The organism is Cedecea davisae (genome assembly GCF_044095835.1).
GTDB lineage: Bacteria > Pseudomonadota > Gammaproteobacteria > Enterobacterales > Enterobacteriaceae > Cedecea > Cedecea davisae.
On sequence record NZ_CP172054.1, the window covers coordinates 4,620,990 to 4,646,641 of the forward strand.

Below are 25,652 nucleotides of genomic sequence, written 5' to 3' on the forward strand. Positions count from 1 at the left end.
AAAGATGCGCTACCAAAAAGGGTAAACGCCCGGCCAAAGGCGATTTCTTCCATAATACGAATCTCGTCCCTCTGTTGCCGCAAAAGCCGCCGTACCTGACAGCCTTCCGCTAACAGTGGTAGGATGGTCGGTGGACGATAATTACGGTAACAAGCATGTTAGACAATATACTCAGAATTGCCACTCGCCAAAGTCCTCTTGCACTCTGGCAAGCACATTATGTTAAGCAACATCTTGAAGCTTTCCACCCGCAGCTGACCGTTGAGCTGGTGCCTATGGTGACGCGCGGTGATGTCCTGCTGGACACGCCATTAGCCAAAGTAGGCGGGAAAGGATTGTTCGTTAAAGAGCTGGAGCTGGCAATGCTGGACGGGCGAGCGGATATCGCCGTTCACTCGCTGAAAGATGTGCCGGTGGAGTTCCCCGAGGGTCTTGGGCTGGTCACCATCTGCGAGCGCGACGATCCGCGTGATGCCTTTGTCTCGAATCACTATCCAACGCTGGACAGCCTTCCACCGGGCAGCATCGTCGGCACCTCGAGCCTGCGCCGCCAGTGCCAGATTGCCGAGCAGCGCCCAGATTTAGTCATTCGCTCCCTGCGCGGCAACCTGGGTACCCGTCTGGGCAAGCTGGATAAAGGCGAATATGATGCCATTATTCTTGCCGTGGCCGGGCTGAAACGCCTTGAGATGCAGGACCGTATCCGCTACGCGTTACCGCCGGAAGTCTCCTTACCTGCCGTCGGCCAGGGTGCCGTGGGCATTGAGTGCCGCCTGGATGATGAGCGCACGCGAGCGTTGCTTGCCCCCCTCAATCATCATGAAACCGCGGTTCGTGTGAGCGCCGAACGGGCGATGAACATGCGCCTTGAAGGCGGCTGCCAGGTGCCAATCGGCAGCTATGCAGAATTGAAAGATAATGAGCTTTGGCTGCGTGCGCTGGTGGGCGCGCCGGACGGTTCGGTGATGGTTCGCGGCGAACGCCGGGGCAAACCGGAAGATGCCGTTGCCATGGGCGTTTCGCTGGCAGAAGAGTTGCTAAATAAAGGCGCACGCGAGATCCTGGCCGAAGTCTATAACGGAGACGCTCCCGCATGACTATTCTTGTCACCCGCCCCTCCCCAGCCGGGGAAGAGTTAGTGAGCCGTTTGCGCGCACTCGGGCAGGTGGCGTATAGCTTCCCGCTTATTGAATTCTCTCCAGGCCGACAGCTCGCTCAGCTACCGGCCCTGCTGGCGGCGCTTGCGCCTGGCGATCTGGTGTTTGTGCTTTCGCAGCATGTTATCGAATATGCCAGCCCTCTTTTACGCCGCCAGGGTATAACCTGGCCTGAGCATCTCTCCTGGTTTGCCATTGGCCGTACCACGGCGCTGGCTCTGCATACCGTCAGCCATCTGCCGATTCGCTACCCGCAAGATCGGGAAACCAGCGAAGTCTTGCTACAATTACCTGAATTACAGAATGTTGCCGGAAAACGTGCGCTGATTCTGCGGGGTAACGGCGGCCGTGAACTGCTGGGCGAAACGCTTGAAGCGCGCGGCGCGCAGGTAAGCTTCTGTGAGTGTTATCAGCGAAGCGCTATCATTTATGATGGAACAGAAGAGGCGCACCGCTGGCGGGAACGAGGTGTCTCGACGCTGGTTGTGACCAGCGGTGAAATGCTGCAACAGCTCTACACGCTAACGCCAGCCTGGTACCGCGAAAACTGGCTGCTTCGCTGCCGGCTGCTGGTTGTCAGCGAGCGCCTGGCGAGCCTTGCCCGGGAGATGGGCTGGCAGAATATTCAGGTCGCCGCGAATGCGGACAATGACGCGCTGTTGCGCGCGTTACAACAAACCTAACAATAACAGGACGCCACAATGACGGAACAAAATAATTCCTCCGCCATGGTTGAGGAAACCACATCGACGGTGGAAACGCCATCGCAGCCCGAATCAACGCCGAAGAAGAGTCGTTCCGGCGTGGCGGGCATCGCGCTGGGGGCGATAGCAATAGCCATCGCTCTGGCGTTAGGCGGCGGGCTTTATAGCTATGGCAAGCATCAGGTCTCCACGCAAACCGCAACCAGCGATGCGCTGGCAAACCAGCTGATCGCCCTGCAAAAACAGCAGGATGCGCAAAAAAGCGAATTTGAAACCACGCTGAAGAAGCAGGCCGATGCCCTGGGTGAAGCCGGGAAACAGCAGGCTGCATTAACGCGCCAGCTGGACGAAGTGCAGCAAAAAGTAGCCACTATTTCCGACAGTGATTCCAAAACATGGCTGCTGGCTCAGGCCGACTTCCTCGTTAAGCTGGCCGGCCGCAAGCTGTGGAGCGACCAGGACGTGACCACCGCCGCCGCGCTGCTGAAAAGCGCCGATGCCAGCCTGGCGGACATGAATGATCCAAGTCTGATAACCGCCCGCCGCGCGTTGACGGACGATATCTCAACGCTTTCCACGGTTACTCAGGTTGATTACGACGGCATTATTCTCAAGCTAAACCAGCTGTCTAACGGCCTGGACAACCTGCGCCTCGCCGATAACGACAGCGATGATTCACCGATGGACTCGGACAGCAGCGAGCTTTCGGGCAGCATCACCGAGTGGCGTCAAAATCTGGTGAAGAGCTGGCACAACTTTATGGACAGCTTTATTACCATTCGCCGCCGCGATGAAACCGCCGTACCGCTGCTGGCGCCAAATCAGGATATCTACCTGCGCGAGAACATCCGCTCTCGCCTGCTGGTTGCCGCCCAGGCGGTGCCTCGCCATCAGGAAGAAACCTATAAACAGGCGCTGGATAACGTCTCTACCTGGGTTCGCGCTTATTACGATACCAACGACTCGGCCACTAAAGCGTTTCTGGATGAGCTTGATGGCCTGAGCCAGCAGAGCATACACATGGATATTCCGCAGACCCTGCAAAGCCAGGCCCTGCTGGAAAAGCTGATGCAGACCAGAGTGCGTAATTTGCTGTCCCAGCCGACAGCAAACGCAGCGCCGCTTAACTCCGCGCCTGAGCAACCTGCTCCTGCCGTAAGCCAGGGGGAATAAGCATGATTAAAGTCTTATTGCTCTTCCTGCTGCTGATTGCGGGTATCGTGCTCGGCCCCATGCTGGCGGGACATCAGGGATATGTGCTGATCCAAACCGATAACTACAACATCGAAACCAGCGTGACCGGCTTAGTCATTATTCTGGTTCTGACCATGCTCGTGCTGTTTGCTATCGAGTGGGTGCTGCGCCGTATTTTCCGCACCGGAGCGCGCACTCGCGGCTGGTTCCTTGGCCGTAAACGCAGCCGCGCTCGTAAGCAAACCAAAGCCGCGCTGCTAAAACTGGCCGAGGGCGATTATCAGCAAGTTGAAAAGCTGATGAGTAAAAATGCCGACCATGCGGAGCAGCCGGTGGTGAATTACCTTCTCGCCGCCGAAGCTGCCCAGCAGCGTGGCGATGAGATCCGTGCCAATCAGCATCTGGAACGCGCTGCCGAACTGGCGGATAACGATCAGCTGCCTGTTGAGATAACCCGCGTTCGCCTGCAGCTGGCCCGCAATGAAAACCACGCGGCACGACACGGCGTTGATAAGCTTCTGGAAGTTGCCCCTCGCCACCCTGAGGTGCTGCGTCTGGCAGAGCAGGCCTATTTACGAACCGGAGCCTGGGGCTCGCTGCTGGATATTCTGCCCGCAATGGAAAAGGTTCAAATAGGCGACGAGGCACAGCGCACGGCTCTGCAACAGCAAGCGTGGATCGGGCTGATGGATCAGGCTATGGCCGATCAAGGTAACGACGGGCTGAAAAGCTGGTGGCGCAATCAGAACCGCAAAACGCGTCATCAAACCACGTTGCAGGTGGCAATGGCCGAGCATTTGATCGAATGTGACGATAGCGATGCCGCCCAGGAGATAGTTCTCGACGGATTGAAACGCCAGTACGACGATCGTCTGGTGCTGCTGATGCCGCGCCTGAAGTCAGGCAACCCGGAACAGCTCGAGAAAGCGCTGCGCCAGCAGATCAAGACCCAGGGCGCGCTTCCTCTACTGCAAAGTACGCTGGGCCAGTTGCTGATGAAGCATGGTGAATGGCAGCAGGCGGCGGATGCGTTCCGCGAAGCGATTAAACAGCGCCCGGATGCCTTCGATTATGCCTGGCTTGCGGACTCTCTCGACAAGCTTCACAAACCGGAAGAAGCCGCAATGATGCGCCGCGATGGCCTGTTGTTGACGCTGCAAAACAATCCCAATTCATAGCATTCAGGGGCGGCGTTCAGTCGCCCTTTTCTTTCCCGCATACAAAAAAAAACACCAGCCAATTGGCTGGTGTTAAAACAGGTCTGTTTGACAACTAAGTGGTGCTTCACTCAACGTTATGTCCATGGTGTTGGATGAGACCCCTTTGGGGCGACATCTGTGGGTGGACGATAAGCACCGTAATTGGCTCTGCGTCATTCCTTGGTTTATGAAGCCTAAGCGAACATAAGAAGTGGAATGAGCATCTACCCGGTTATTATTGCACAATGCATGCCATGTTTGCATTTGAAAAGTAAACCAACCGCTAATATTAGTAGTTTCATAGTATTAGTTCGGAGGGAATTTTGCTGCCTGAGAGATAAAGTGCGCCAGCCCCGCTTAACCAGAGTGTCTCCCATAAGAGACGGTTAACCGATTCAATTTAAAATCACCTACTAATCAATGAATTAAATGTCTCCATTTAGAGACGAGAAATGGGCGATTTGTCGCGGTTCAACGACAATGCCGGAGAGCAAATGGTGGATTCAGAAAAGCAAAAAGGCCAGCTCGAAAGCTGGCCTTTTTAATGTGGTCGGCGAGAGAGGATTATTCCCCTGCGGGCCGTTGCTGAAGCAACGTTGTCTCGCTACGCTCGGCTCAAACCTCCTTCGGAGGTTCTCATCCTCTTTAATTACGGATGCAAAAAGGCCAGCTCGAAAGCTGGCCTTTTTTAAGGTGGTCGGCGAGAGAGGATTATTCCCCTACGGGCCGTTGCTAAAGCAACGTTGTCTCGCTGCGCTCGGCTCAAACCTCCTTCGGAGGTTCTCATCCTCTTTAATTACGGATGCAAAAAGGCCAGCTCGGAAGCTGGCCTTTTTAATATGGTCGGCGAGAGAGGATTATTCCCCTGCGGGCCGTTGCTAAAGCAACGTTGTCTCGCTGCGCTCGGCTCAAACCTCCTTCGGAGGTTCTCATCCTCTTTAATTACGGATGCAAAAAGGCCAGCTCGGAAGCTGGCCTTTTTAATATGGTCGGCGAGAGAGGATTCGAACCTCCGACCCACTGGTCCCAAACCAGTTGCGCTACCAAGCTGCGCTACTCGCCGAAATACTGCTTTTACTGCCGCTTTCTACACTCGGCTAAACTCTGTGAGCTTAAACATTCGGTGTCGAAAGCAAAAACCCTGCTTTAGCAGGGCTTTCTAAATGTGGTCGGCGAGAGAGGATTCGAACCTCCGACCCACTGGTCCCAAACCAGTTGCGCTACCAAGCTGCGCTACTCGCCGAAATACTGCCCTTACTGCTTTATTAATTTAGGTGTGGTGCGAAGAGAGGGACTTGAACCCTCACGTCCGTAAGAACACTAACACCTGAAGCTAGCGCGTCTACCAATTCCGCCACCTTCGCATACATCTAAATTAATGGGGTGGCTAATGGGACTCGAACCCACGACAACTGGAATCACAATCCAGGGCTCTACCAACTGAGCTATAGCCACCACTGTCAATCTTTCACGCGGTATAAATACCACCGCAGCTCTAGCGCCATATAAAATGGTGCGCCCGACAGGATTCGAACCTGAGACCTCTGCCTCCGGAGGGCAGCGCTCTATCCAGCTGAGCTACGGGCGCGTAGCGCCGTTGCGGGGTCGGATAATACGGGCTTCGTGCTCAGCTGTCTAGTGGTTATTTCAATAAAATACTCGCAAAACTGCGCGTTTGGTTATGCTTTGCGCATCCTGATGCTTATCCATCCAGTTTTTCGCTAACAACATGCTTATTCAGGCCAAAGACCTTGTATATCAGCGTTACGGCGGCCAAAAAGAGAACCCCTACCGTCAGCGACATTCTCGTGTCTTCATTCAGCCCCATGCCGACCAGCACGCATACCAGGAATGCCATCGTCAGGTAATTTGCCCACGGGAACATAATGGAACGGAAAGGATGGCTGGCAATCGCCTGGCGATGTGCTTTACGGAAGCGAATCTGGCTTATCAGGATAACAAACCATGGCACCATTCCCGGCAATACGCTGGCGCTGTAGACATAAACGAATACGCGCTGCGGGTTAGGGATAACGTAGTTCAGGCATGAACCAAGCAGCAAAATCACAATGGAAACGGCAACCCCTGCCACCGGCACGCCGCTGCGCGAGACTTTAGCCATTTTAGCCGGTAGCTGGCGATTTTTAGCCAACGCATACAGCATACGCCCACAGCTATACATCCCGCTATTACAGCCGGAGAGCGCGGCGGTCAGCACCACAAAGTTGATAATACCTGCCGCCGCGGTAATGCCGATTTTGGCGAAGGTCAGCACAAACGGGCTGCCGGTGGTGCCAATCTGGTTCCACGGGAAGATAGTCACGATAACGAAAATGGCGCCCACATAGAAAATCAGAATACGCCATAAAACTTTACCCACGGCGCTGCGCAAAGTGACCTGCGGGTTCTTCGCTTCACCGGCGGTAATGCCGATAAGCTCAACGCCCTGATAGGAAGCCACAACAATACATAACGCCGTCAGGAAGCCCTTCCAGCCTCCGGCAAAGAAGCCGCCGTGCTCGGTCAGGTTGCTAAAGCCGATGGCCTGGCCGTGATTCCCAAATCCGAAAAAGATAACCCCAAGACCCACGACAATCATCACAATAATGGTTGTGACCTTAATCATTGCGAACCAGAACTCTATTTCACCGTACAGGCGCACCGCGGCAAGGTTTGCCAGCGCGACCAGGCCAACGGCAAAGATAGCCGGGAGCCACTGGGGTAACTCAGGGAACCAGTACTGGACATAAACGCCTATCGCCGTTATCTCGGAGATCCCCACCGCCATCCACATAAACCAGTAGGACCAGGCGGTAAGATAGCCAAAGAAAGGGCTCATATAACGGTGGGCATAAACCGCGAAGGAACCGGCTACCGGTTCAAGGAACAGCATCTCCCCCATCGAACGCATAATGAAGAAGACGAACAGGCCCGCAACAATGTACGCCAGCAATACCGAGGGGCCCGCCCACTTCAGGGTACTGGCGGCGCCCATAAACAGGCCAACGCCAATTGTCCCCCCAAGGGCAATAAGTTCAATATGTCGAGCTTCCAGCCCGCGCTGCAGCTCTGCTTGTTTCTCTGCCATAAATCCTCTGTTTTGTGTTTGCTTTTACTCCGGTTTTTACCGGTTATTGTGATGGTCAAAGCCATAGCTCAATAACAGGCCATGCAGCACCGGCAATAGATTTGCTGGCGCAACATCACTACGGCACTGCATTGAGTGGGCGCAATGGTTTCGCATTTTTTAAAAAATTACAAATAAACGCGTAACAAATCGCAAGGAGAGTGGTGGAAAATCGCGGAAGTAAAAACGCGCCCGGATGGGCGCGTTATGAGTCAGAGCTTGCCGCTAAAGTGCCAGCCCTGGTAACGCAGCAGTCTCAACTGGCGTTTAATCCGGCTCGGCTGTGAAAGCAGGCGGTACAACCATTCAAGACCGAGATTTTGCCAGATCTTTGGCGCACGCTTTACGCGCCCGGTAAAGACATCATAAGTCCCGCCCACGCCCATATACAGCGCATGAGGATGAACCTTGCGGCATTCCTGCATCAGGAGCTCCTGGCGTGGAGAGCCCATGGCTACCGTCACAATGGCGGCTCCGCTGTCGCGCACTCGCTCAAACAGCGCCTGCCGCTGCAATGCCGTGAAATAACCGTCCTGGCTGCCAACGATGTTAACCTGCCAAAGCTGGCGCAATTTTGCCTCGGTTTGTGCCAGCACCTCGGGCTTGCCGCCTATCAAAAAGACCGGCGTACCTTCCCGCCCGGCACGCTGCATCAGCGCTTCCCACAGGTCGGCCCCTGCGACACGGTTTACCCGCGCTTCAGGATACTTTTTGCGGATTGAACGCACGACGCTGATACCATCGGCATATTTATATTCCGCTGCGGCAATCAGGCCGCGAACTTGCTCATCATCTTCTGCGGTAAGCACTTTTTCAGCATTAATCGCAACCAGCGTGCCCTGCCGCAGGTGGCCGTCGGCATAGAGATAGTCCAGCGCGTGCTGCATATCTCGCCACCCCAGCAGATTGAGGCCTCGAATCGAGTAAAAAGGGGCATCAATAGGGTTATTCATGAATATCCTTGTCATGCATTTTGCGTATTCGTCACGGAGCGGGGCACGCGGCGCAGGCGCTGATGAATCAGCCCCGCGCTTTCAAATAGCCAGTAAAGAAGTTTGGCCGCCACCAGGCAGGCGCCAAAAATTACCAGGAAAAACACCACTCGCGAAACAAATGAGTCCAGCCCTTCACGGGCCAGCACAATCATATTGAAAATGGCCCCGAAGCAGAATGCGTAGATTATCGCGGCTTTGTAGCGATTCACCTCCCGGTTTGCCAGCTCATAAAGCCAGTCAAACCACTTGATGATTAGCCCCACCACAACCGCGCCAAGCGGAATAAACCAGACGCCGCCCATGACCACCAGCGAACCAATAAGCGTCGGTGAAATGGCCAGCCCGGAGTGATTATTCAGCACCTGCCAGGTAAAGTAGTTCGCGGTATTCAACACCGTACCAGGCCGGTCCGGCCACAGCCAGCCGGGAATAAATACGTAGAAGTCGCGGATAATTGGAGCCAGCCCCTGAAACTCGATTTTATCGTAGTTTTGCAGCAGCAGCCCCAGGTTCTCCCACGGCGAAAAGGTATCGCGCGTCAGGTAGAGGAAGGTATAAAACGCTTCGTCTCCGCTGACGTTCAGTCCGTAACGCTTTAGCGCCAGCCAGAACATACCGACAATACCCAGCACGCCCGCCGCCGCCAGCATCCACAGCGAGATCCAGCCGCGGATAATGCCGATAAACAGGAAGATGGCAAAGGCGATGATGATATTGGCGCGCGTGCCGCCCACAATCATGTAAGTCAGCAGACCAAAGGCCACGGTGCTCACCAGGAAGAAAATCCAGGCGCGGCTATCCTGACGCAGGAAATACACCACCAGCATCGCAGGGATAAAGAAGTAGAAGAAACGTTTGAGCGCTACCCCGGAAACTTCGCTGGAGAAAATTTGACTGTAAGAGTGCAGCTTAAACAGCAGGAACCCGTTGTGGGCGAAGAAAATCCCCACGCTGATAAGCGCCACCAGCACCAGCATGAGCCAGGTAAGATGCGTCTCGACGCGGTTCATCCGGAATAATGGGCGGCGTTCTCTGCCCTCACTTTTGGCCCGCAGCCGGGTTTTATAGCTGACGTAATAAATCCCGTAGAAGCATGCTGCCGCAAGCTGCGCCTGGAGCAGGACGTCCGCAGGCACCACCGCAACGCCGAACCGGAACACCAGGGTACAGGTGAACGGAAAACCAAAGAAAAAGGTCAGCAGGTAGAGCAGCGAGAAGAATACGTTGAAGTTAAATCGTACGCGACGGAACTCCTGGTAAGTCAGCAGCCCGATGAACATGACCGACAGGAACCAGACGACAAATAAACCGCCAAATTGCGTGAGGCTCATGCATTATCTCCCGCGGCCACGTTAAGGGCCTGGTGCCAACCGTCGATAAAGCCCGGGTTAAAGAAGGCGATATTCTGCTTATCCAGCAGGCGAAGCTGACGCTGCGCTTCACGCACGGTCGCTTCATCCAGCGCATCTTCGGTGAACAGCACCGGAACATGCTGCTCAACCATATCCTGCCAGAAAGGATTTTTGCGATTCAGTACGCAAGGGATCCCGGCCTGAATAAGCAGGCATAGCGTACCAATGCCCTGCTGGCGTTCAAAAACGAAATAACCCAGGTCGCACTGCCGGAGCAGAGCCAGGTAGGCGTTGAATTCGATTTTTTCCGTCAGCACTTGCAGATTTTCCGGGCTGAATAAGGCTTTCCCGGCCTGCTGTACTTCCGAGATATACGGCTGGTTATTATCAGGATAGCCCATCGGCACCACCACGCGAACCGCATCGCCAAACTGCTGGTGAATGGCCTTAAGCGCGGCAATGTGCTGGTTACTGCGGTCGCCGGAATTGCCCACCAGCAGCGTCAACTGCTTACCGGGTTCTTTGTCCGTAGCCATTGCGTTAAGGCTCGGGTCCATGCGCGTAGGGAAATAAAGTAGTTCACCCGGCACCTGCGGATGCCGCTGATGGAAATAGTTTAAATCGCCGCGAGTCGCAAAGATCTGCCCAACGCGTCCCTGAGCAAACCGGCGCAGCTGGTAAAACAGGCGGAATTTAAAGCTACGGGAAACCTCGTAAAGGTCGGCTCCCCAGATATGCCAGTTCACCTGTTCCGGTTTCAGACCGCCGGTTAATAAAGCAATCCACAGACTGCTGTTAAACTGCCCGTGGAAGAAAAAACGCTGCTGGCGGTTGGCTCGTGCTTTTGCCAGCACTTCAGCAGCGATAGCCTGCTTAGAGGCGTAAAGCGAGACGGAAAGAGACGGAAAAGCGGACGGCAGAGAGCTATCCCCGGAGACCACCATAAATTCCTGAGCATGGGGAGTCGTGGCGGCTAAAACGTCATTGAAAAAACGCAGTACCGTCTGATTATGATGCGGGATATCAGATCCCAAAACGTGAATCAGTGTTGTCATGCTCGTCTACGATAAATAAAGAAAACGCCACAGCAGAGCGCAAAATAGACAATGTAAGTTGCCATGTAGGCCTGAGCCGCACCCAGCGCGCCATGAGCCGGTATTAACCAGCGTGAGAAGCCGGTCAATAAAGCAAACTGACTAATTTCAGTCAAAATATAAAAACGCAGCGATGCCTTCGCAATGACCAGATAGCCAAATACATAAGCCCCCACTTTTAATACATCGCCAACCAGCTGCCAGGCAAACAGATCGCGCATCGCAATAAATTTAGGCGAAAACAGCAGCCAGATGGCAAAGTCGCGCAGCAGCCACACGGTCAGGCTCGCAGCGGCCACCGCAGGCAGCACAAACTTCAGCGAGCGTGTAATCTCACGCGTGATGGCGCTTTTTTCCTTCAGCCGCGACAACGTCGGCAATAAATAAACGCTAAAGGACGCGGTGATAAATTGCAGGTAGGCATCTGAAATACTGCTTACCCCTTGCCAGATACCAACCTCGTCCCAGCTATAGTGCGCGGCCAGCAGATTTCGCATCATCACGTAAGCCACCGGCAGCGTGACGGAAGTAATCAGCGCCATAATGGTGAACTTACCCAGATGGCTTGCCAGCAGCTTATCCCAGCCGGGCTTCAGGTAATGCAGAGGAATATGCCCGCGCCTTAGCAGCATAAGCGACGCCGGGATAACGACCAGAGCAGGCACAAGGGCCAGGCCCAGCAGTGCGCCCGGATAGCCGCCCAGGCGGTAACAAAGATAATAAGCGATAACCCCGATTATACTGCCGGCGATCAGCGCAAAGGCGTTGCCTGCCGCATCCCGAAAACCTTTGATTATAGCCAGCGACAGGTTCGCCCAGGCTATGCCCATTTGCACCAGCGCCACCAGGCGTACCAGGTTCTGATAGTCAGCGTGGCCAAATAATCCAATGCTGATTGGGCGGGCGGCCAGAACAAAAATAACCGCCAGTACGGATGAGAAGCCGAGCACCATTGTCGACGACGTGCCTATGACTCGTTTAAGTTGAGCCGGATCGTCATGATGTTCAGCAACATACTTGGTTACGCCATTAAAAATGCCTGCACCCGCCAGCACGCCAAGCACGGTAACCATCTGACGAAAGTTACCGGCAAGCCCTACGCCGGAAGGCCCAAAAGCCACCGCCAGCATTTTGACCACCAGCAGGCCCGCGCCGATTTTGACTAGCGTGGACCCCGCGGTCCACACCGAAGCTTTGGCAAGAGACATATCAGGCGAAGTAGCTTTGCAACGTATTGATAACGGTACGCTGGTTCACGGCAGAAAGGTTGTAGAACAGAGGCAGGCGCAGCAGGCGCTCGCTTTCACGGGTAGTGAAACTATCTTCGCCGTGGAAGCGGCCAAACCGCTCACCGGCCGGGCAAGCGTGAAGCGGAATGTAATGGAACACCGCCATGATTTCCGCTTCTTTAAGGTAGGCAATCAGCGCGCTGCGGTCTTCAATATCACGCAGCTTGATATAAAACATATGGGCATTCTGCACGCAGTCTTTCGGTATCGACGGCAGCTCAATACGCCCGGATGTTGCCAGCGGAGCAAGCGCATCATGGTAGGTTTGCCATAGCTTCAGGCGCTGCTGATTAATTTTCTCGGCGGCCTCAAGCTGCGCCCACAGATAAGCGGCCTGCAAGTCTGCCATCAGGTAGCTTGAACCGATATCGCGCCAGGTGTATTTGTCCACCTGCCCGCGGAAGAACTGGCTGCGGTTAGTGCCCTTTTCACGAATAATTTCCGCACGCTCGATAAGCGACGGGTCATTAATCAGCGTCGCTCCGCCTTCGCCGCCCGCGGTGTAGTTTTTAGTTTCATGAAAGCTAAAGCAGCCGATATGGCCAATTGAGCCCAGCGCCCGCCCTTTATAGGTCGACATCACGCCCTGGGCGGCATCTTCCACCACAAACAGGCCGTGTTTATTGGCGATAGCCATGATGGTGTCCATTTCACAGGCAACGCCCGCGTAATGCACCGGCACGATGGCGCGGGTTTTCTCGGTGATAGCCGCTTCAATTTTAGTTTCATCAATATTCATGGTGTCAGGACGAACATCCACGAATATGATAACGGCTCCACGCAGCACAAAGGCATTTGCCGTCGAGACGAAGGTGTAGCTCGGCATAATCACTTCATCGCCTGGCTTGATATCAAGCAGGATGGCGGCCATTTCCAGCGAAGCGGTGCAGGACGGAGTCAGCAGGACTTTCTTGCTGCCAAAACGTTGCTCCATCCACTGCTGGCAGCGACGGGTAAAGCCGCCATCGCCGCAAAGCTTGCCGCTGCCCATTGCAGCCTGCATATATTCGAGTTCTGTACCAACAACCGGCGGAGCGTTAAATGGGATCATTTTTTCACCTGTATAACCAGAAAGCCGTGCTTTCTATCGTGGCGCCGCTTTTAATATAGCGGCGCAGGGCGGCGATATTGCTCACCTGGGTGGCCACCCGTAGCGTCCGGATACCGCGCTGCTGGCACCAATATTTTGCGGCGGCCATCAGCTCACCGCCTGCGCCCTGCCCGGCGAGCAGGCCAATTCTCGCTTCGTCGCCGTTAAGCTGGCGCAGCGTCACAAAGCCCCGCATCGCGCCGTTATCTTTCAGCAACAGGCATTGGTTATCAAAGGTGCCGAGTACCGCGTTTTCAATCCACTGAGCATAGAAACGCCCGCTGTCTGCCTCCTGAAACCAGGGGGCGCGAAAGCGGCTTTGCTTAAAAGCCTGAGCCGCCGCGTTACGCAGGGCTGGGATCTCATCTGGCTGAGCAATATCGACGTGAATATCTGCATTTTGCGTGCCAACACAAAGCGCTAAATCCACTTCGCCTTCAACCAGTTGAAAACCGAGCTGCTGCAAACCATCCAGCCAGTCAGTTCGATGCGTTGGGATTTTTGCCTGAACTCTGCCCCAGGCGTTTAACCGCTCTGGCGTCAGCGCCGGGGCATCCTCAGCAATTCGCACCACGCTGCTGTTGATCCCGAAGAAATGGTTTTCCCACTCCAGAGCGTTCAGGGTTGCGTGAATCAGGCTCATCGGGCTTATCGCCACACGCCTTTGGCATCGACAATCCACGGCTGCCGTACGCTTGTGGCCGGAATAGCTTTAAATTCTTTGTGATCGACCAGCATCACCAGGACATCGGCCTGTTCCAGAGCCACGTCGGCAGACACCAGCTCGCAGTGACCCGTCAATTTTGCCGGAAGCTCATGAATATTGGGTTCGACCACAAGCGTTGTTCCGCTATGCCATTCGGCCAGCAGCTCAGCAATTTCCATCGCCGGGCTTTCGCGCAGGTCATCAATATTCGGTTTGAACGCCAGCCCAAAGCAGGCGATTTTCAGTTCACTGGCACGGCGGCCGGTTTCACTCCGGCAGTCGGCAATTGCTGCTTTTACCTGATTGATAACCCAGAATGGCTTACCGTCATTCACTTCACGCGCGGTACGAATCAGACGAGCCTGTTCAGGATTTTGCGACACGATAAACCACGGGTCGACCGCAATGCAGTGCCCGCCTACGCCTGGCCCCGGCTGCAAAATATTGACCCGAGGGTGACGATTCGCCAGGCGAATCAACTCCCAGACGTTAATTCCCTGGTCGGCACAGATAAGCGACAGTTCGTTAGCGAAGGCAATGTTCACATCGCGGAAACTGTTTTCGGTCAACTTGCACAACTCGGCGGTGCGGGAATTAGTGATAACACACTCGCCTTCGAGGAAGATTTTGTACAGTTCGCTGGCGCGAGCCGAGCAAGCCGGAGTCATCCCGCCAACCACACGATCGTTTTTAATGAGTTCAACCATCACCTGCCCCGGCAAGACGCGCTCCGGGCAATAGGCTATGTTGATATCCGCCTCTTCTCCGACCTGCTGTGGGAAGCTTAAATCCGGGCGCAGAGCAGCCAGCCATTCGGCCATTTGCTCCGTAGCGCCGACCGGTGAGGTAGACTCCAGCACCACCAGAGCGCCTTTTTTCAGCACGGGTGCAATGGAGTCCGCTGCGGATTTGACATACACCATATCCGGCTGGTGCTCGCCTTTAAAAGGCGTTGGAACTGCAATCAGATAAGCATCTGCTTCAACCGGCTGGGTGGTGGCCCGCAAGAACCCCTGTTCCACCGCAGATTTCACCACCTTGTCTAAATCAGGCTCGACGATATGAATCGCCCCACGATTAATGGTGTCTACCGCGCGCTGATTAATATCAACGCCAATGACTTTGCGCTTACGGGAAGCAAACGCCGCTGCGGTAGGCAAACCGATATAACCCAGGCCAATGACGGAGATGGTGGTAAAACTCATGATGTCACCTGATTTTGTTTCAAAGCATTCAGAATTCGGCTGCAGGCTTCGCCATCCCCGTAAGGGTTGTGAGCGCGGCTCATCGCATGATATTCCTGCTCATCACGAAGCAGCCGGGTCACTTCGGCTATGATCGTCTCTTCATTGGTTCCGACCAGGCGCACAGTACCTGCGGCCACGGCTTCAGGGCGTTCGGTAGTTTCACGCATCACCAGTACAGGCTTGCCGAGAGACGGAGCCTCTTCCTGGATGCCGCCGGAGTCGGTGAGGATAAGCCAGGCGTGATTCATCAGGTAAACAAACGGCAGATACTCCTGAGGCTCAATCAGGACGACGTTGTCCACATGTCCCAGAATGCGCCGTACCGGCTCGCTGACGTTTGGATTCAGGTGAACCGGGTAAACTATCTGCACATCACTGTTTTGTTGGGCTATTTTCGCCAGCGCGTGGCAAATACGCTCAAAACCATCGCCAAAGCTTTCGCGGCGGTGCCCGGTGACCAGGATCATTTTTTTGCTGGCATCGAGGAAGGTATGCTTCGCCTCAATTTCCTTGCGCACGTCATCCTGAGTTAAGACACGGTCACGTACGGAAATAAGCGCATCGATAACCGTATTACCGGTGACCGAAATTTTCTGTTCAGCAATGTTTTCCCGCAGCAGATTCTGCCGGGAAGTTTCCGTTGGCGCAAAATGCCAGGTGGCGAGATGCCCCGTCAGAGTGCGGTTCGCCTCTTCCGGCCACGGAGAATAAATATCACCGGTGCGCAGGCCCGCCTCAACGTGCCCCACGGGAATACGCTGGTAAAACGCCGCCAGGCTGGCCGCAACGGTTGTGGTCGTATCGCCATGCACCAAAACGACGTCCGGCTTGAAAGACTCCAGAATAGGCTTCAGGCCTTCCAGAATCCGACAGGTAATTTCCGTTAAACCCTGCCCCGGCTTCATAATGTTTAAATCGTAATCAGGTTTAATCGAAAACAGATGTAATACCTGATCCAGCATCTCGCGATGCTGCGCCGTTACACATACTTTCGCGTCAAAAAACGCGTCTTTCGCCAGCGCATCCACCAGAGGAGCCATTTTTATAGCTTCAGGACGCGTGCCAAAAACAGTTAACACTTTCACGGTGATTCTCTTCTTTTGAATAAAGTGGAGGCATTCCATCGCTCCTCCATCAATAAAGGGCTTAAGCGATTTTTGGGCGGCGAGCCAATGCCACGCCAGCACCGATAAGCGCCCCGACCGCGCCCCACATGATGAGCAAGAACGCACGACGTGGACTGTCGCGTTTAACCGGCTCTTCAGGAGTGCGTAAATAACGATAGGTCTGGAAACGAGCATCGACAGTAGGGCCGACGTTCAGGGTGTTTAGCATCGCCCGATTCTGATCGTAGTCGATATCAAAATCAGGCCCTACGGCCTGCAGGCTTTCCAGCCTCGCCTGCAGCATCGGACGGCCGAGCATAAACATCTCTGAATCTGGAAGTTCGTCTGCCGGTACGTTGGTTTCGCTGCGGGTGATATTTTGCTGTTGAGCAATTTTCAGCGCTTGCTCAATGCTTTTCATTTTACGGTCGTAGATTGCCTGGGCCACCGCTTCCTGACGTTTGACCTGCGCCTTCATCTGAGTGGTTCGCGCCGCCCATGCTCCGGTCAGCTCTTCGTTGAGATGGCTGGCAGCACGTTGGCTGGCGAAGGCAACATATTGACGAAGCAGGTTGTTGGCATCCGCCGCGGTTTCGGCCGTCAGCTTCACGCTATCACTGATATTGCGGGCGGCATCCCCGGAGGTAAACTGAATATTGTCGGTAATTTCATCCAACAGCGCGGCATCCGCTTTGCTGTTGCCGACCTGACGCTGCTTGTAGTAATCGGTCTGCAGCCAGAAATCCCTTCGGGTATCGTAGGCGGAGAGCTGAACGATGAACTCTTTATACGCCTCATCCATAGCCGATGGCCTGTCCGTCGACGCCATATCAGATTTGATATCGAGGTTGCGCAAGAACTGCTGCTGGGAGTAGTACCCCCCCAGCATATTGACCGTTGGACGATCGGTTATCGCCGTCGCGCTCCACTCTTGTTTGGCTAAAAAGGTGTAGGTCAGTGCGATAATGGCAAAAATAAACGCAATTCCAACAATCCAGAATTTGCCCTGCCACAGCGTACGAAACAAGCCGCGGATATCCAGCTCATTATCCACCGCAGGGTTGCTGCCCGGCACGTTCTCTTTCATCGCTTCCCCAATTCAAGTCAGACTAAATGTTTACGTTGTTGTTTCTGCGAATGCGACGCTTATGACGTCTGATAAAGCGGGCCACTTTCCAGGCTCGTTTAATACAAAAATCGTATAGTACAAATGCAAGCAAGAACAATGCCAACATTACCCACTCAGGGATGAAATGGGCATATTCAGCGACAACACCGACTGCTGCCAGCAGCGCTGCTGCCAGAGTAATCAGGACAAAAGCCTGCCGCGAAGTGAAACCAGCGCGCATGATCAGATGGTGTATATGCTGGCGGTCGGCAGAGAACGGACTCATCCCTTTACGCAAGCGGCGATACATTATCGCTATCATGTCCATCAGCGGGATGGCAATAATCCACAGAGCGGTCACCGGGCTTATCGGATGATTTTGACCCTGAGTTGTTTCCAGCAGGATCCAGATAACCGTAAAGCCGATTAGCGTGCTACCCGCATCGCCCATAAAGACTTTATAGCGACGCCCCAGCACCCCAAGGTTCAGAAGGATATAAGGAAGGATGGCTACGATTACGGCAAAGCACCACATCGCCAGGCTGTATTGGCCGTCCAGAAGGAGGATGACGCCCATTGCCGCAAAGGAAACGGAAGAAAGCCCCCCCAGCAGGCCATCAATGCCGTCAACCATATTAAAGGCGTTGATCGCCGCCCAGACGGCAAACAGCGTCAGGAAGTAGCCGAACGGACCAAGCACCAACTCCCACGAGCCAAAGATATAGCCCAAACTGCTAAGATGAAGGTTGCCGTATGCCATCATAATGATGCCAACAATCGCCTGAATGGCTGCGCGGATTTTGACACTAATGTCAAAGCGATCGTCAAGCGCGCCCACCAACACCAGCACCCCGGCACAGGATAAATACAACCAACCGTGGGGAATGTAATATTTGGCGATCAGGAAAGAGAAGCAGATACCTGCATAAACCGAGATGCCACCAACGAGGGGAATCAACCCCTGATGGCGCTTACGGAAATTCGGCTTATCAACAAGACCAATTACCTTTGCTACCTTACGTGCAAAAAAAAGAAATACGGTAGTAAAGATTAGAATAAAGATTAGCTCAGTTCCGGTAGCGACTAAATTCACAGTGCAAGCTCTCTGCAAGATGTGTGGGCAAAGTCAGCATAGTCAAAATATGCCTTAGCCCCGAAGAGATTAAACATGATTCCTCCCTGAACAATGTGTTTGACTATGAGTCAAGCCTGTTGCAAAAGGAATTTTGTAAATAAAACTGTTCCAGATATCGGTTAACAGCAATATTAACCGTGTGCATATCGTATAGAGCAGAAAAGAAAAACGCCACGACTAAGCGTGGCGTTCCCCGAGTTTTTGTTACTTAAGAGCGCTTCATCATATCAAAGAAGTCGTCGTTGGTTTTAGTCATCGCCAACTTATTGATGAGGAACTCCATTGCATCGATCTCACCCATAGGGTGGATGATTTTGCGCAGGATCCACATTTTCTGCAGCTCTTCCTGAGTCGTCAGCAGCTCTTCTTTACGGGTACCGGAACGGTTGTAATCGATAGCCGGGAAGACGCGTTTTTCTGCGATCTTACGGGAGAGATGCAGTTCCATGTTACCGGTACCTTTAAACTCTTCGTAGATAACTTCATCCATTTTAGAGCCGGTATCGATAAGCGCGGTCGCGATGATGGTCAGGCTGCCGCCCTCTTCCACGTTACGCGCGGCGCCGAAGAAGCGTTTTGGACGGTGCAGGGCGTTAGCGTCCACACCACCGGTCAGCACTTTGCCTGAGGCCGGAACCACGGTGTTGTACGCACGAGCCAGACGGGTGATGGAGTCCAGCAGGATAATAACGTCTTTCTTATGCTCAACCAGACGCTTCGCCTTCTCGATAACCATTTCGGCTACCTGAACGTGGCGGGAAGCCGGTTCGTCAAAGGTGGAAGCAACAACTTCACCTTTTACCAGACGCTGCATCTCGGTCACTTCTTCCGGACGTTCATCGATCAGCAGAACCATCAGCACACAGTCCGGATGGTTGTAAGCAATGCTCTGAGCGATGTTTTGCAGCAGCATAGTTTTACCGGCTTTTGGCGGTGCAACGATCAGGCCGCGCTGGCCACGACCGATAGGCGATGCCAGGTCCAGTACGCGAGCAGTCAAGTCTTCGGTTGAACCGTTACCACGTTCCATGCGCAGACGAGAATTGGCATGCAGCGGGGTTAAGTTTTCAAACAGGATCTTGCTACGGGCGTTTTCCGGCTTATCGTAGTTAACTTCGTTAACTTTCAACAGCGCAAAGTAACGTTCGCCTTCTTTCGGCGGACGAATCTTACCGGAGATGGTATCCCCTGTGCGGAGGTTGAAACGGCGGATTTGGCTGGGAGAAACGTAGATGTCATCGGGACCGGCAAGGTAGGAGCTGTCTGCGGAGCGGAGGAAACCAAATCCATCCTGCAGTATCTCCAGCACGCCATCACCAAAGATATCTTCGCCACTCTTAGCGTGTTGCTTCAGGATGGAGAAAATGATGTCCTGCTTGCGCATGCGGGCTTGGTTTTCCAGCCCCATATTTTCGCCGAGAGTAATCAGCTCAGAAACCGGCGTATTCTTTAATTCGGTAAGATTCATAATGGTGGGTTCTTAAACTCGGGGTAAATCTCGAACTTAGTTTCGTGAATGGTATGGCAGGGTCATCCATGCCTGTTTAATGGCTACCACACATGTCTAATCGCTGCCTGGTCATAGGAAAAACGCAGAACTGAAACGATATAACGGAATGAGTGATAAGCCCGAAATCGGTTATGCATCCGTTGTGATTGCTGTAAAAGAGAGTTGATTTGACAGCGAACGGGAAGCATTAGGTAATACAAAGATTCAAACTAAAAGGCAAGTTCAAAGCGAAGTCAAAGTTAACTTAGCATGACTGACGCCGGGCGTCCAGCAGCTCACAAAAAAATGCAAGCCCGGCACGCACCGGCTGAGATTCCATTATGCCAGATTAGCGTCGAGGAACTCTTTTAACTGGCCTTTAGACAGCGCACCCACTTTGGTGGCGGCCACTTCACCGTTCTTGAACAGCAGCAGGGTTGGGATACCGCGAATGCCGTATTTTGGCGCTGTACCCGGGTTCTGGTCGATGTTCAGCTTAGCCACGGTGAGTTTGCCCTGATATTCATCAGCGATCTCGTCAAGAATCGGGGCAATCATTTTGCAAGGACCACACCACTCTGCCCAGAAATCAACCAGAATCAACCCGTCAGATTTAAGCACGTCCGTGTCGAAACTGCCGTCAGTCAGGTGAATAATTTTATCGCTCATGTTCTACTCCACAGGATTGTGTCTACCTTGTTGGTGTAGCATTAACCAACTTGGGGTGACTTTATTTCACCCGGTTTATTTCAACGGATGTGCTTTCGTAAAGCAATAGTAAACTGATATTCTACCACACTATGAGCAAAACACATTTGACCGAAAAGAAGTTTTCCGACTTCGCCCTGCACCCTAAGGTGATTGAAGCCCTTGAAAGTAAAGGATTTCATAACTGCACCCCAATTCAGGCACTGGCACTTCCGCTGACACTGGCGAATCGTGACGTTGCAGGGCAGGCGCAAACCGGTACAGGCAAAACGATGGCGTTTCTGACGTCTACGTTCCACTATTTACTCTCACACCCGGTTCCTGAGAACCGTCAGGTGAATCAGCCGCGCGCCTTGATTATGGCGCCAACCCGCGAGTTAGCGGTACAGATTCACTCGGATGCCGAACCTCTCGCTCAGGCCACCGGCCTGAAACTTGGCCTCGCCTACGGCGGCGACGGCTATGACAAACAGCTGAAAGTGCTGGAAAGCGGTGTAGACATTTTGATTGGCACCACCGGTCGTTTAATCGACTATGCCAAACAGAACCACATTAATTTAGGCGCCATTCAGGTTGTGGTGCTGGATGAAGCGGATCGCATGTACGATCTCGGCTTTATTAAAGATATTCGCTGGTTGTTCCGCCGCATGCCGCCGGTTACTCAGCGCCTGAACATGCTGTTCTCCGCCACCCTCTCTTACCGCGTACGTGAACTTGCCTTTGAGCAGATGAACAATGCGGAATATGTAGAAGTTGAACCGGAACAGAAAACCGGCCATCGCATCAAAGAAGAGCTGTTCTACCCTTCTAACGATGAAAAAATGCGCCTGCTGCAAACGCTTATTGAAGAAGAATGGCCGGACCGCGCTATCATCTTCGCTAACACCAAGCATCGCTGCGAAGATATCTGGGGTCATCTGGCCGCAGACGGCCACCGCGTTGGGCTGTTAACCGGCGACGTCGCCCAGAAGAAGCGCCTGCGTATTCTCGAAGAGTTTACCCGTGGCGATCTCGATATTCTGGTAGCGACCGACGTGGCTGCTCGTGGCTTACACATTCCTGCCGTCACGCACGTCTTCAACTACGATTTGCCTGACGATTGCGAAGATTACGTGCACCGCATTGGCCGTACCGGTCGTGCCGGGGCAAGCGGTCACTCGATAAGCCTCGCATGTGAAGATTACGCCCTGAATCTGTCGGCGATCGAAACCTATATCGGCCACTCGATTCCGGTCAGTAAATACAATGCCGAAGCGCTGTTAAACGAGCTTCCTCCGCCAAAACGTCTGACCCGCGCCCGCCCGGGCAACGGCCCACGTCGCGGTGGTGCTCCCCGTGGTAATCGTCGTCGCGCAGGTTAAAAAAATCTATGCTTAGCTCCACCTCACTGTATGCAGCAATTGATCTGGGTTCTAACAGTTTTCATATGTTGGTTGTGCGTGAGGTGGCGGGAAGCATACAAACTTTAACCCGCATCAAACGAAAAGTTCGCCTCGCTGCCGGTCTGAACAGCGAGTGCGTTCTCTCCCCGGAAGCGATGGAGCGCGGCTGGCAATGCCTGCGCTTATTCGCCGAACGTCTTCAGGATATTCCTCAGAGTCAAATTCGCGTGGTCGCCACCGCGACGCTTCGCCTTGCGGTCAACGCCGACGTTTTTTTGCAAAAAGCTCAGCAGATCCTCGGCTGCCCGGTGCAGGTTATACGCGGTGAAGAAGAAGCTCGCCTGATTTATCAAGGCGTGGCCCACACGACCGGCGGCGCTGACCAGCGCCTGGTAGTGGATATCGGCGGCGCGAGCACCGAACTGGTGACGGGCACAGGGGCGCAAACTACCTCGCTGTTCAGCCTTTCCATGGGCTGTGTAACCTGGCTGGAACGATTCTTTAGTGACCGCAATCTCGCCCAGGAAAACTTTGCGGCTGCCGAAGCAGCGGCCAGCGAAGTACTCAAGCCGGTCATTGACGAGCTCAAAAGCCATGGCTGGAAAATCTGCGTGGGTGCCTCAGGCACCGTTCAGGCTTTGCAGGAAATCATGATGGCGCAGGGGATGGATGAACGCATCACCCTGGCAAAACTGCAACAGTTAAAACAGCGAGCGATTCAATGTGGTCGCCTTGAAGAGCTTGAAATCGAAGGCTTAACCCTGGAACGCGCTTTGGTTTTCCCAAGCGGTTTAGCCATACTCATCGCCATTTTCGAGCAACTCGGCATCGAATGCATGACGCTCGCAGGCGGCGCGCTGCGTGAAGGTTTGGTGTACGGCATGCTGCATCTCGCGGTCGACCAGGAAATTCGCCAGAGAACGCTGCGTAACGTGCAGCGGCGTTTCATGGTAGATACCGGCCAGGCAGCCCGCGTGGAACAGCTGGCGCAAAACTTTGCTTCCCAGGTCGCAGGGCCGTGGGAACTCGATCCTCTCAGTCAGCAAATGCTCGCAAGCAGCGCCCTGCTACATGAAATTGGCTTAAGCATTGATTTCAGACATGCGCCACAGCATGCTGCCTATCTGGTGAAAAATCTGGATCTGCCGGGCTACACGCCTGCCCAGAAAAAACTGCTGGCAACGTTGTTGCTCAACCAGACCAATCCCGTCGATCTTTCATCTTTGCACCAGCAGAACGCGGTGCCGCCGCGCGTGGCCGAACGCCTTTGTCGCCTGTTACGCCTGGCTATTATTTTCGCCAGCCGCCGTCGCGACGACATTTTGCCGGTTATCGACCTGCGGGCAGAGGGTGAAATGCTGCATCTCGGGCTACCTGAACACTGGCTGGCCTGCCACCCGCTCGGCGCCGAATTGCTCGAGCAGGAAAAACTCTGGCAGAGCTACGTTCACTGGCCACTTAACGTTAACTAACTCAGCTTTTACGCGCTTTTGCCAACATTTCGCGGATATTGGCGACATTACTCTGTCCCTTCTGCATCCGCTCCTCAGCAGAAACGACTTTACGCTCGGTTTCCCAGCTTAAATCATCCTGCGGCAGCTCCAGCAGGAAGCGGCTCGGCTCGGGGCGCACCAGTTCACCGTACTGACGGCGTTCCCTGCAAAGCGTGAAGGTCAGCTCTTTTTGAGCGCGCGTAATGCCCACGTAAGCCAGCCGCCGCTCTTCATCCACATTATCTTCATCAATGCTGCTCTGATGCGGCAGGATCCCTTCTTCCATACCAACCAGATAGACATACGGGAATTCCAGTCCCTTGGAGGCATGCAGCGTCATCAGTTGGACCTGATCGGCCTCATCTTCGCTTTCACCGCGCTCCATCATGTCGCGCAGGGTAAAACGAGTCACCACCTGGACCAGAGTCATCGGCTCGTCCAGATCGCTTCCTTCCAGCATTTCCGTCATCCAGCTGAACAGCTGATTAACGTTTTTCATGCGCATTTCGGCGGCCTTCGGGCTGGGCGATGTTTCATACAGCCAGCTTTCGTAGTCAATACCGTGGATAAGGTCACGTACCGCGGCAACCGGCTCCCGTTCGGCAAGCGTAGCCACTTCGCGCAGCCAGTGGGTAAAGCGCTGTAAAGACTCCAGCCCGCGCCCGCTGAGGGTTTGGCTCAGCCCCATATCAAAACTGGCGGTCAGCAGGCTCTTATTACGCTGCGTCGCCCACTCGCCAAGCTTTTGCAGCGTTGCCGGGCCAATTTCGCGTTTCGGCGTGTTAACGATGCGCAAGAAGGCGCTATCGTCATCCGGGTTGGTGAGCACGCGCAGGTAGGCCAGCAGATCTTTAATCTCAGGACGAGAGAAAAATGAGGTTCCGCCGGAAATACGATACGGAATGCGGTTTTGCATCAACATCTTTTCAAACACCCGCGACTGGTGGTTACCGCGGTACAAAATGGCGTAATCTTTGTAGTCAGTTTTATTGATAAAGTGATGAGCGATAAGCTCCCCCGTTACCCGCTCAGCCTCATGCTCTTCATGATTCGCCGTCACTACTTTTAACTCTGCGCCGTGTTCAAGCTCTGAGAAAAGCCGCTTTTCGAAAACGTGCGGATTATTGGCTATCAGGATATTTGCCGCATTCAGAATGCGGCGAGAGGAGCGGTAGTTTTGCTCAAGCTTAATCACCTGCAGCGTCGGGAAATCCTTACTCAGTAAAACCAGGTTTTGTGGGTTCGCACCACGCCACGAGTAAATCGACTGATCGTCATCGCCTACCACAGTAAATCGCGCCCGGGCGCCTACCAGCAGCTTCACCAGCTCGTACTGGCTGGTGTTGGTATCCTGATATTCATCCACCAGCAGATAACGGATGCGATTTTGCCAGCGCTCCCGAACCTCTTCATTACGTTGCAGAAGCAGGGTTGGCAGCAGAATCAAATCATCAAAGTCCAGCACGTTGCAGGACTTCAGGTGCGTGTCATAAAGCCCGTAGCAGTGGGCAAAAATACGATCCCGCTCGCCTTTAGCCTGGGCTGCGGCCTGAGCCGGGGTCAGCAGGCTGTTTTTCCAGTTAGAGATAGTCGAAATCAGCTGCTGGAGCAGAACTTTGTCATTCTCCAGCAGCCCCTCGGTTAACTCTTTTAGCAGTGCCGTCTGGTCTGTATCGTCAAACAGCGAGAAATTAGACTTCATTCCCAATGCCGCGTACTCGCGCTTGATAATTTCCAGCCCCAGAGTGTGGAAGGTGGAGATCATCAGCCCTCTGGCTTCTTTACGCCCAAGCGTTTGAGAAACACGCTCCTTCATTTCGCGGGCGGCCTTATTGGTAAAAGTCACCGCCGCAATATGGCGAGCCTGGTAGCCGCTCTCGCGGATCAGGTGGGCTATTTTATTGGTGATAACGCGAGTCTTACCCGAGCCAGCGCCGGCCAATACCAGGCAGGGTCCGGTGACAAATTCGACGGCTTGTTGTTGGCCAGGGTTTAAACGCATAAGGTCACTCAATGAAAGTCGGGAGGGGAGAAAAACAGCGTGGTAGTATAGCGAGCGTAATCAACATGACTCAAG

The 25,652-nt window shown here is 53.9% G+C and carries 20 protein-coding genes, 5 tRNA genes and 3 other RNA genes; 6 read left to right on the plus strand and 22 right to left on the minus strand.

Features of this window, described 5'->3' with window-relative positions:
- The first annotated feature begins 155 nt into the window (after nucleotides 1-155).
- The 4 genes from hemC to hemY are packed head-to-tail and all read left to right on the plus strand — an operon-like array spanning nucleotide 156 to nucleotide 4,233.
- Complete coding sequence (hemC, locus tag ACG1VR_RS22085) at nucleotides 156-1,097, plus strand: hydroxymethylbilane synthase (protein WP_016538987.1); 942 nt, start codon at nucleotides 156-158, stop codon at nucleotides 1,095-1,097.
- The gene (gene hemD / locus ACG1VR_RS22090) at nucleotides 1,094-1,840 is read left to right on the plus strand and encodes a uroporphyrinogen-III synthase (RefSeq protein ID WP_016538986.1); all 747 of its coding nucleotides are present in this window, start codon (nucleotides 1,094-1,096) and stop codon (nucleotides 1,838-1,840) included. Before hemC ends, hemD begins: the two co-directional genes overlap by 4 nt.
- Nucleotides 1,841-1,858: 18 nt before the next feature.
- Nucleotides 1,859-3,034, plus strand: a complete 1,176-nt coding sequence (gene hemX / locus ACG1VR_RS22095; protein ID WP_016538985.1) for a uroporphyrinogen-III C-methyltransferase — start codon at nucleotides 1,859-1,861, stop codon at nucleotides 3,032-3,034.
- 2 nt (nucleotides 3,035-3,036) lie between these two features.
- Nucleotides 3,037-4,233 (plus strand): protoheme IX biogenesis protein HemY, encoded by a 1,197-nt coding sequence (gene hemY, locus ACG1VR_RS22100; protein ID WP_395489800.1) that lies wholly within the window; start codon nucleotides 3,037-3,039, stop codon nucleotides 4,231-4,233.
- 568 nt (nucleotides 4,234-4,801) lie between these two features.
- On the opposite strand, the gene ACG1VR_RS22105 is transcribed toward hemY, so the two are convergent.
- The 21 genes from ACG1VR_RS22105 to trxA all read right to left on the minus strand — a co-directional run bounded on the left by ACG1VR_RS22105 (nucleotide 4,802) and on the right by trxA (nucleotide 20,661).
- Nucleotides 4,802-4,915: non-coding RNA, RtT sRNA (locus ACG1VR_RS22105), on the minus strand.
- A 33-nt stretch (nucleotides 4,916-4,948) separates the two neighbouring features.
- Nucleotides 4,949-5,062: non-coding RNA, RtT sRNA (locus ACG1VR_RS22110), on the minus strand.
- A gap of 32 nt (nucleotides 5,063-5,094) precedes the next feature.
- Nucleotides 5,095-5,208: non-coding RNA, RtT sRNA (locus ACG1VR_RS22115), on the minus strand.
- A gap of 32 nt (nucleotides 5,209-5,240) precedes the next feature.
- A tRNA-Pro gene (locus ACG1VR_RS22120) sits at nucleotides 5,241-5,317 on the minus strand.
- A gap of 103 nt (nucleotides 5,318-5,420) precedes the next feature.
- Nucleotides 5,421-5,497: transfer RNA gene (locus ACG1VR_RS22125), tRNA-Pro, on the minus strand.
- A gap of 34 nt (nucleotides 5,498-5,531) precedes the next feature.
- Nucleotides 5,532-5,618: transfer RNA gene (locus tag ACG1VR_RS22130), tRNA-Leu, on the minus strand.
- Nucleotides 5,619-5,633: 15 nt separating this feature from the next.
- Nucleotides 5,634-5,709 (minus strand) — tRNA-His (locus ACG1VR_RS22135).
- Nucleotides 5,710-5,765: 56 nt separating this feature from the next.
- Nucleotides 5,766-5,842, minus strand: a tRNA-Arg gene (locus ACG1VR_RS22140).
- A 114-nt stretch (nucleotides 5,843-5,956) separates the two neighbouring features.
- Entirely contained in the window at nucleotides 5,957-7,342 is a 1,386-nt protein-coding gene (locus ACG1VR_RS22145) for an amino acid permease (protein WP_395489801.1), read from the minus strand.
- A 251-nt stretch (nucleotides 7,343-7,593) separates the two neighbouring features.
- The gene (gene wecG / locus ACG1VR_RS22150) at nucleotides 7,594-8,334 is read right to left on the minus strand and encodes a lipopolysaccharide N-acetylmannosaminouronosyltransferase (RefSeq protein WP_395489802.1); all 741 of its coding nucleotides are present in this window, start codon (nucleotides 8,332-8,334) and stop codon (nucleotides 7,594-7,596) included.
- A gap of 11 nt (nucleotides 8,335-8,345) precedes the next feature.
- Nucleotides 8,346-9,707 (minus strand): ECA oligosaccharide polymerase, encoded by a 1,362-nt coding sequence (gene wzyE, locus ACG1VR_RS22155; protein WP_395489803.1) that lies wholly within the window; start codon nucleotides 9,705-9,707, stop codon nucleotides 8,346-8,348.
- Entirely contained in the window at nucleotides 9,704-10,783 is a 1,080-nt protein-coding gene (locus tag ACG1VR_RS22160; protein ID WP_395489804.1) for a TDP-N-acetylfucosamine:lipid II N-acetylfucosaminyltransferase, read from the minus strand. Before ACG1VR_RS22160 ends, wzyE begins: the two co-directional genes overlap by 4 nt.
- Nucleotides 10,780-12,030: a lipid III flippase WzxE gene (gene wzxE, locus ACG1VR_RS22165; protein ID WP_016538977.1), complete on the minus strand. Its 1,251-nt coding sequence runs from the start codon at nucleotides 12,028-12,030 to the stop codon at nucleotides 10,780-10,782. Before wzxE ends, ACG1VR_RS22160 begins: the two co-directional genes overlap by 4 nt.
- Before the next feature lies 1 nt (nucleotide 12,031).
- Nucleotides 12,032-13,162, minus strand: a complete 1,131-nt coding sequence (gene rffA, locus ACG1VR_RS22170) for a dTDP-4-amino-4,6-dideoxygalactose transaminase (protein WP_172568631.1) — start codon at nucleotides 13,160-13,162, stop codon at nucleotides 12,032-12,034.
- 4 nt (nucleotides 13,163-13,166) lie between these two features.
- Nucleotides 13,167-13,844, minus strand: a complete 678-nt coding sequence (gene rffC / locus ACG1VR_RS22175; RefSeq protein WP_395489805.1) for a dTDP-4-amino-4,6-dideoxy-D-galactose acyltransferase — start codon at nucleotides 13,842-13,844, stop codon at nucleotides 13,167-13,169.
- A gap of 5 nt (nucleotides 13,845-13,849) precedes the next feature.
- On the minus strand, nucleotides 13,850-15,112 hold the full coding sequence (gene wecC / locus ACG1VR_RS22180; RefSeq protein ID WP_395489806.1) for a UDP-N-acetyl-D-mannosamine dehydrogenase: 1,263 nt from the start codon (nucleotides 15,110-15,112) through the stop codon (nucleotides 13,850-13,852).
- Nucleotides 15,109-16,239 carry a non-hydrolyzing UDP-N-acetylglucosamine 2-epimerase gene (wecB, locus tag ACG1VR_RS22185; RefSeq protein ID WP_395489807.1) on the minus strand — a complete coding sequence of 377 codons (1,131 nt, stop codon included), beginning with the start codon at nucleotides 16,237-16,239 and terminating at the stop codon, nucleotides 15,109-15,111. Before wecB ends, wecC begins: the two co-directional genes overlap by 4 nt.
- Nucleotides 16,240-16,300: 61 nt before the next feature.
- Entirely contained in the window at nucleotides 16,301-17,347 is a 1,047-nt protein-coding gene (gene wzzE / locus ACG1VR_RS22190; RefSeq protein WP_016538972.1) for an ECA polysaccharide chain length modulation protein, read from the minus strand.
- Between the two features lie 22 nt (nucleotides 17,348-17,369).
- Complete coding sequence (gene wecA / locus ACG1VR_RS22195) at nucleotides 17,370-18,461, minus strand: UDP-N-acetylglucosamine--undecaprenyl-phosphate N-acetylglucosaminephosphotransferase (RefSeq protein ID WP_395489808.1); 1,092 nt, start codon at nucleotides 18,459-18,461, stop codon at nucleotides 17,370-17,372.
- Between the two features lie 250 nt (nucleotides 18,462-18,711).
- Complete coding sequence (rho, locus tag ACG1VR_RS22200; protein WP_008455558.1) at nucleotides 18,712-19,971, minus strand: transcription termination factor Rho; 1,260 nt, start codon at nucleotides 19,969-19,971, stop codon at nucleotides 18,712-18,714.
- Nucleotides 19,972-20,331: 360 nt separating this feature from the next.
- Nucleotides 20,332-20,661, minus strand: a complete 330-nt coding sequence (gene trxA / locus ACG1VR_RS22205) for a thioredoxin TrxA (RefSeq protein WP_016538969.1) — start codon at nucleotides 20,659-20,661, stop codon at nucleotides 20,332-20,334.
- A 131-nt stretch (nucleotides 20,662-20,792) separates the two neighbouring features.
- Between trxA and rhlB the strand changes: the two genes are divergently transcribed.
- Nucleotides 20,793-22,061 carry an ATP-dependent RNA helicase RhlB gene (gene rhlB / locus ACG1VR_RS22210; protein ID WP_016538968.1) on the plus strand — a complete coding sequence of 423 codons (1,269 nt, stop codon included), beginning with the start codon at nucleotides 20,793-20,795 and terminating at the stop codon, nucleotides 22,059-22,061.
- 8 nt (nucleotides 22,062-22,069) lie between these two features.
- Nucleotides 22,070-23,554, plus strand: a complete 1,485-nt coding sequence (gene gppA / locus ACG1VR_RS22215; protein ID WP_039899040.1) for a guanosine-5'-triphosphate,3'-diphosphate diphosphatase — start codon at nucleotides 22,070-22,072, stop codon at nucleotides 23,552-23,554.
- A 1-nt stretch (nucleotide 23,555) separates the two neighbouring features.
- Here gppA and rep read toward each other — a convergent pair whose 3' ends face one another.
- Entirely contained in the window at nucleotides 23,556-25,577 is a 2,022-nt protein-coding gene (gene rep, locus ACG1VR_RS22220; RefSeq protein ID WP_395489809.1) for a DNA helicase Rep, read from the minus strand.
- Nucleotides 25,578-25,652 lie beyond the last annotated feature (75 nt).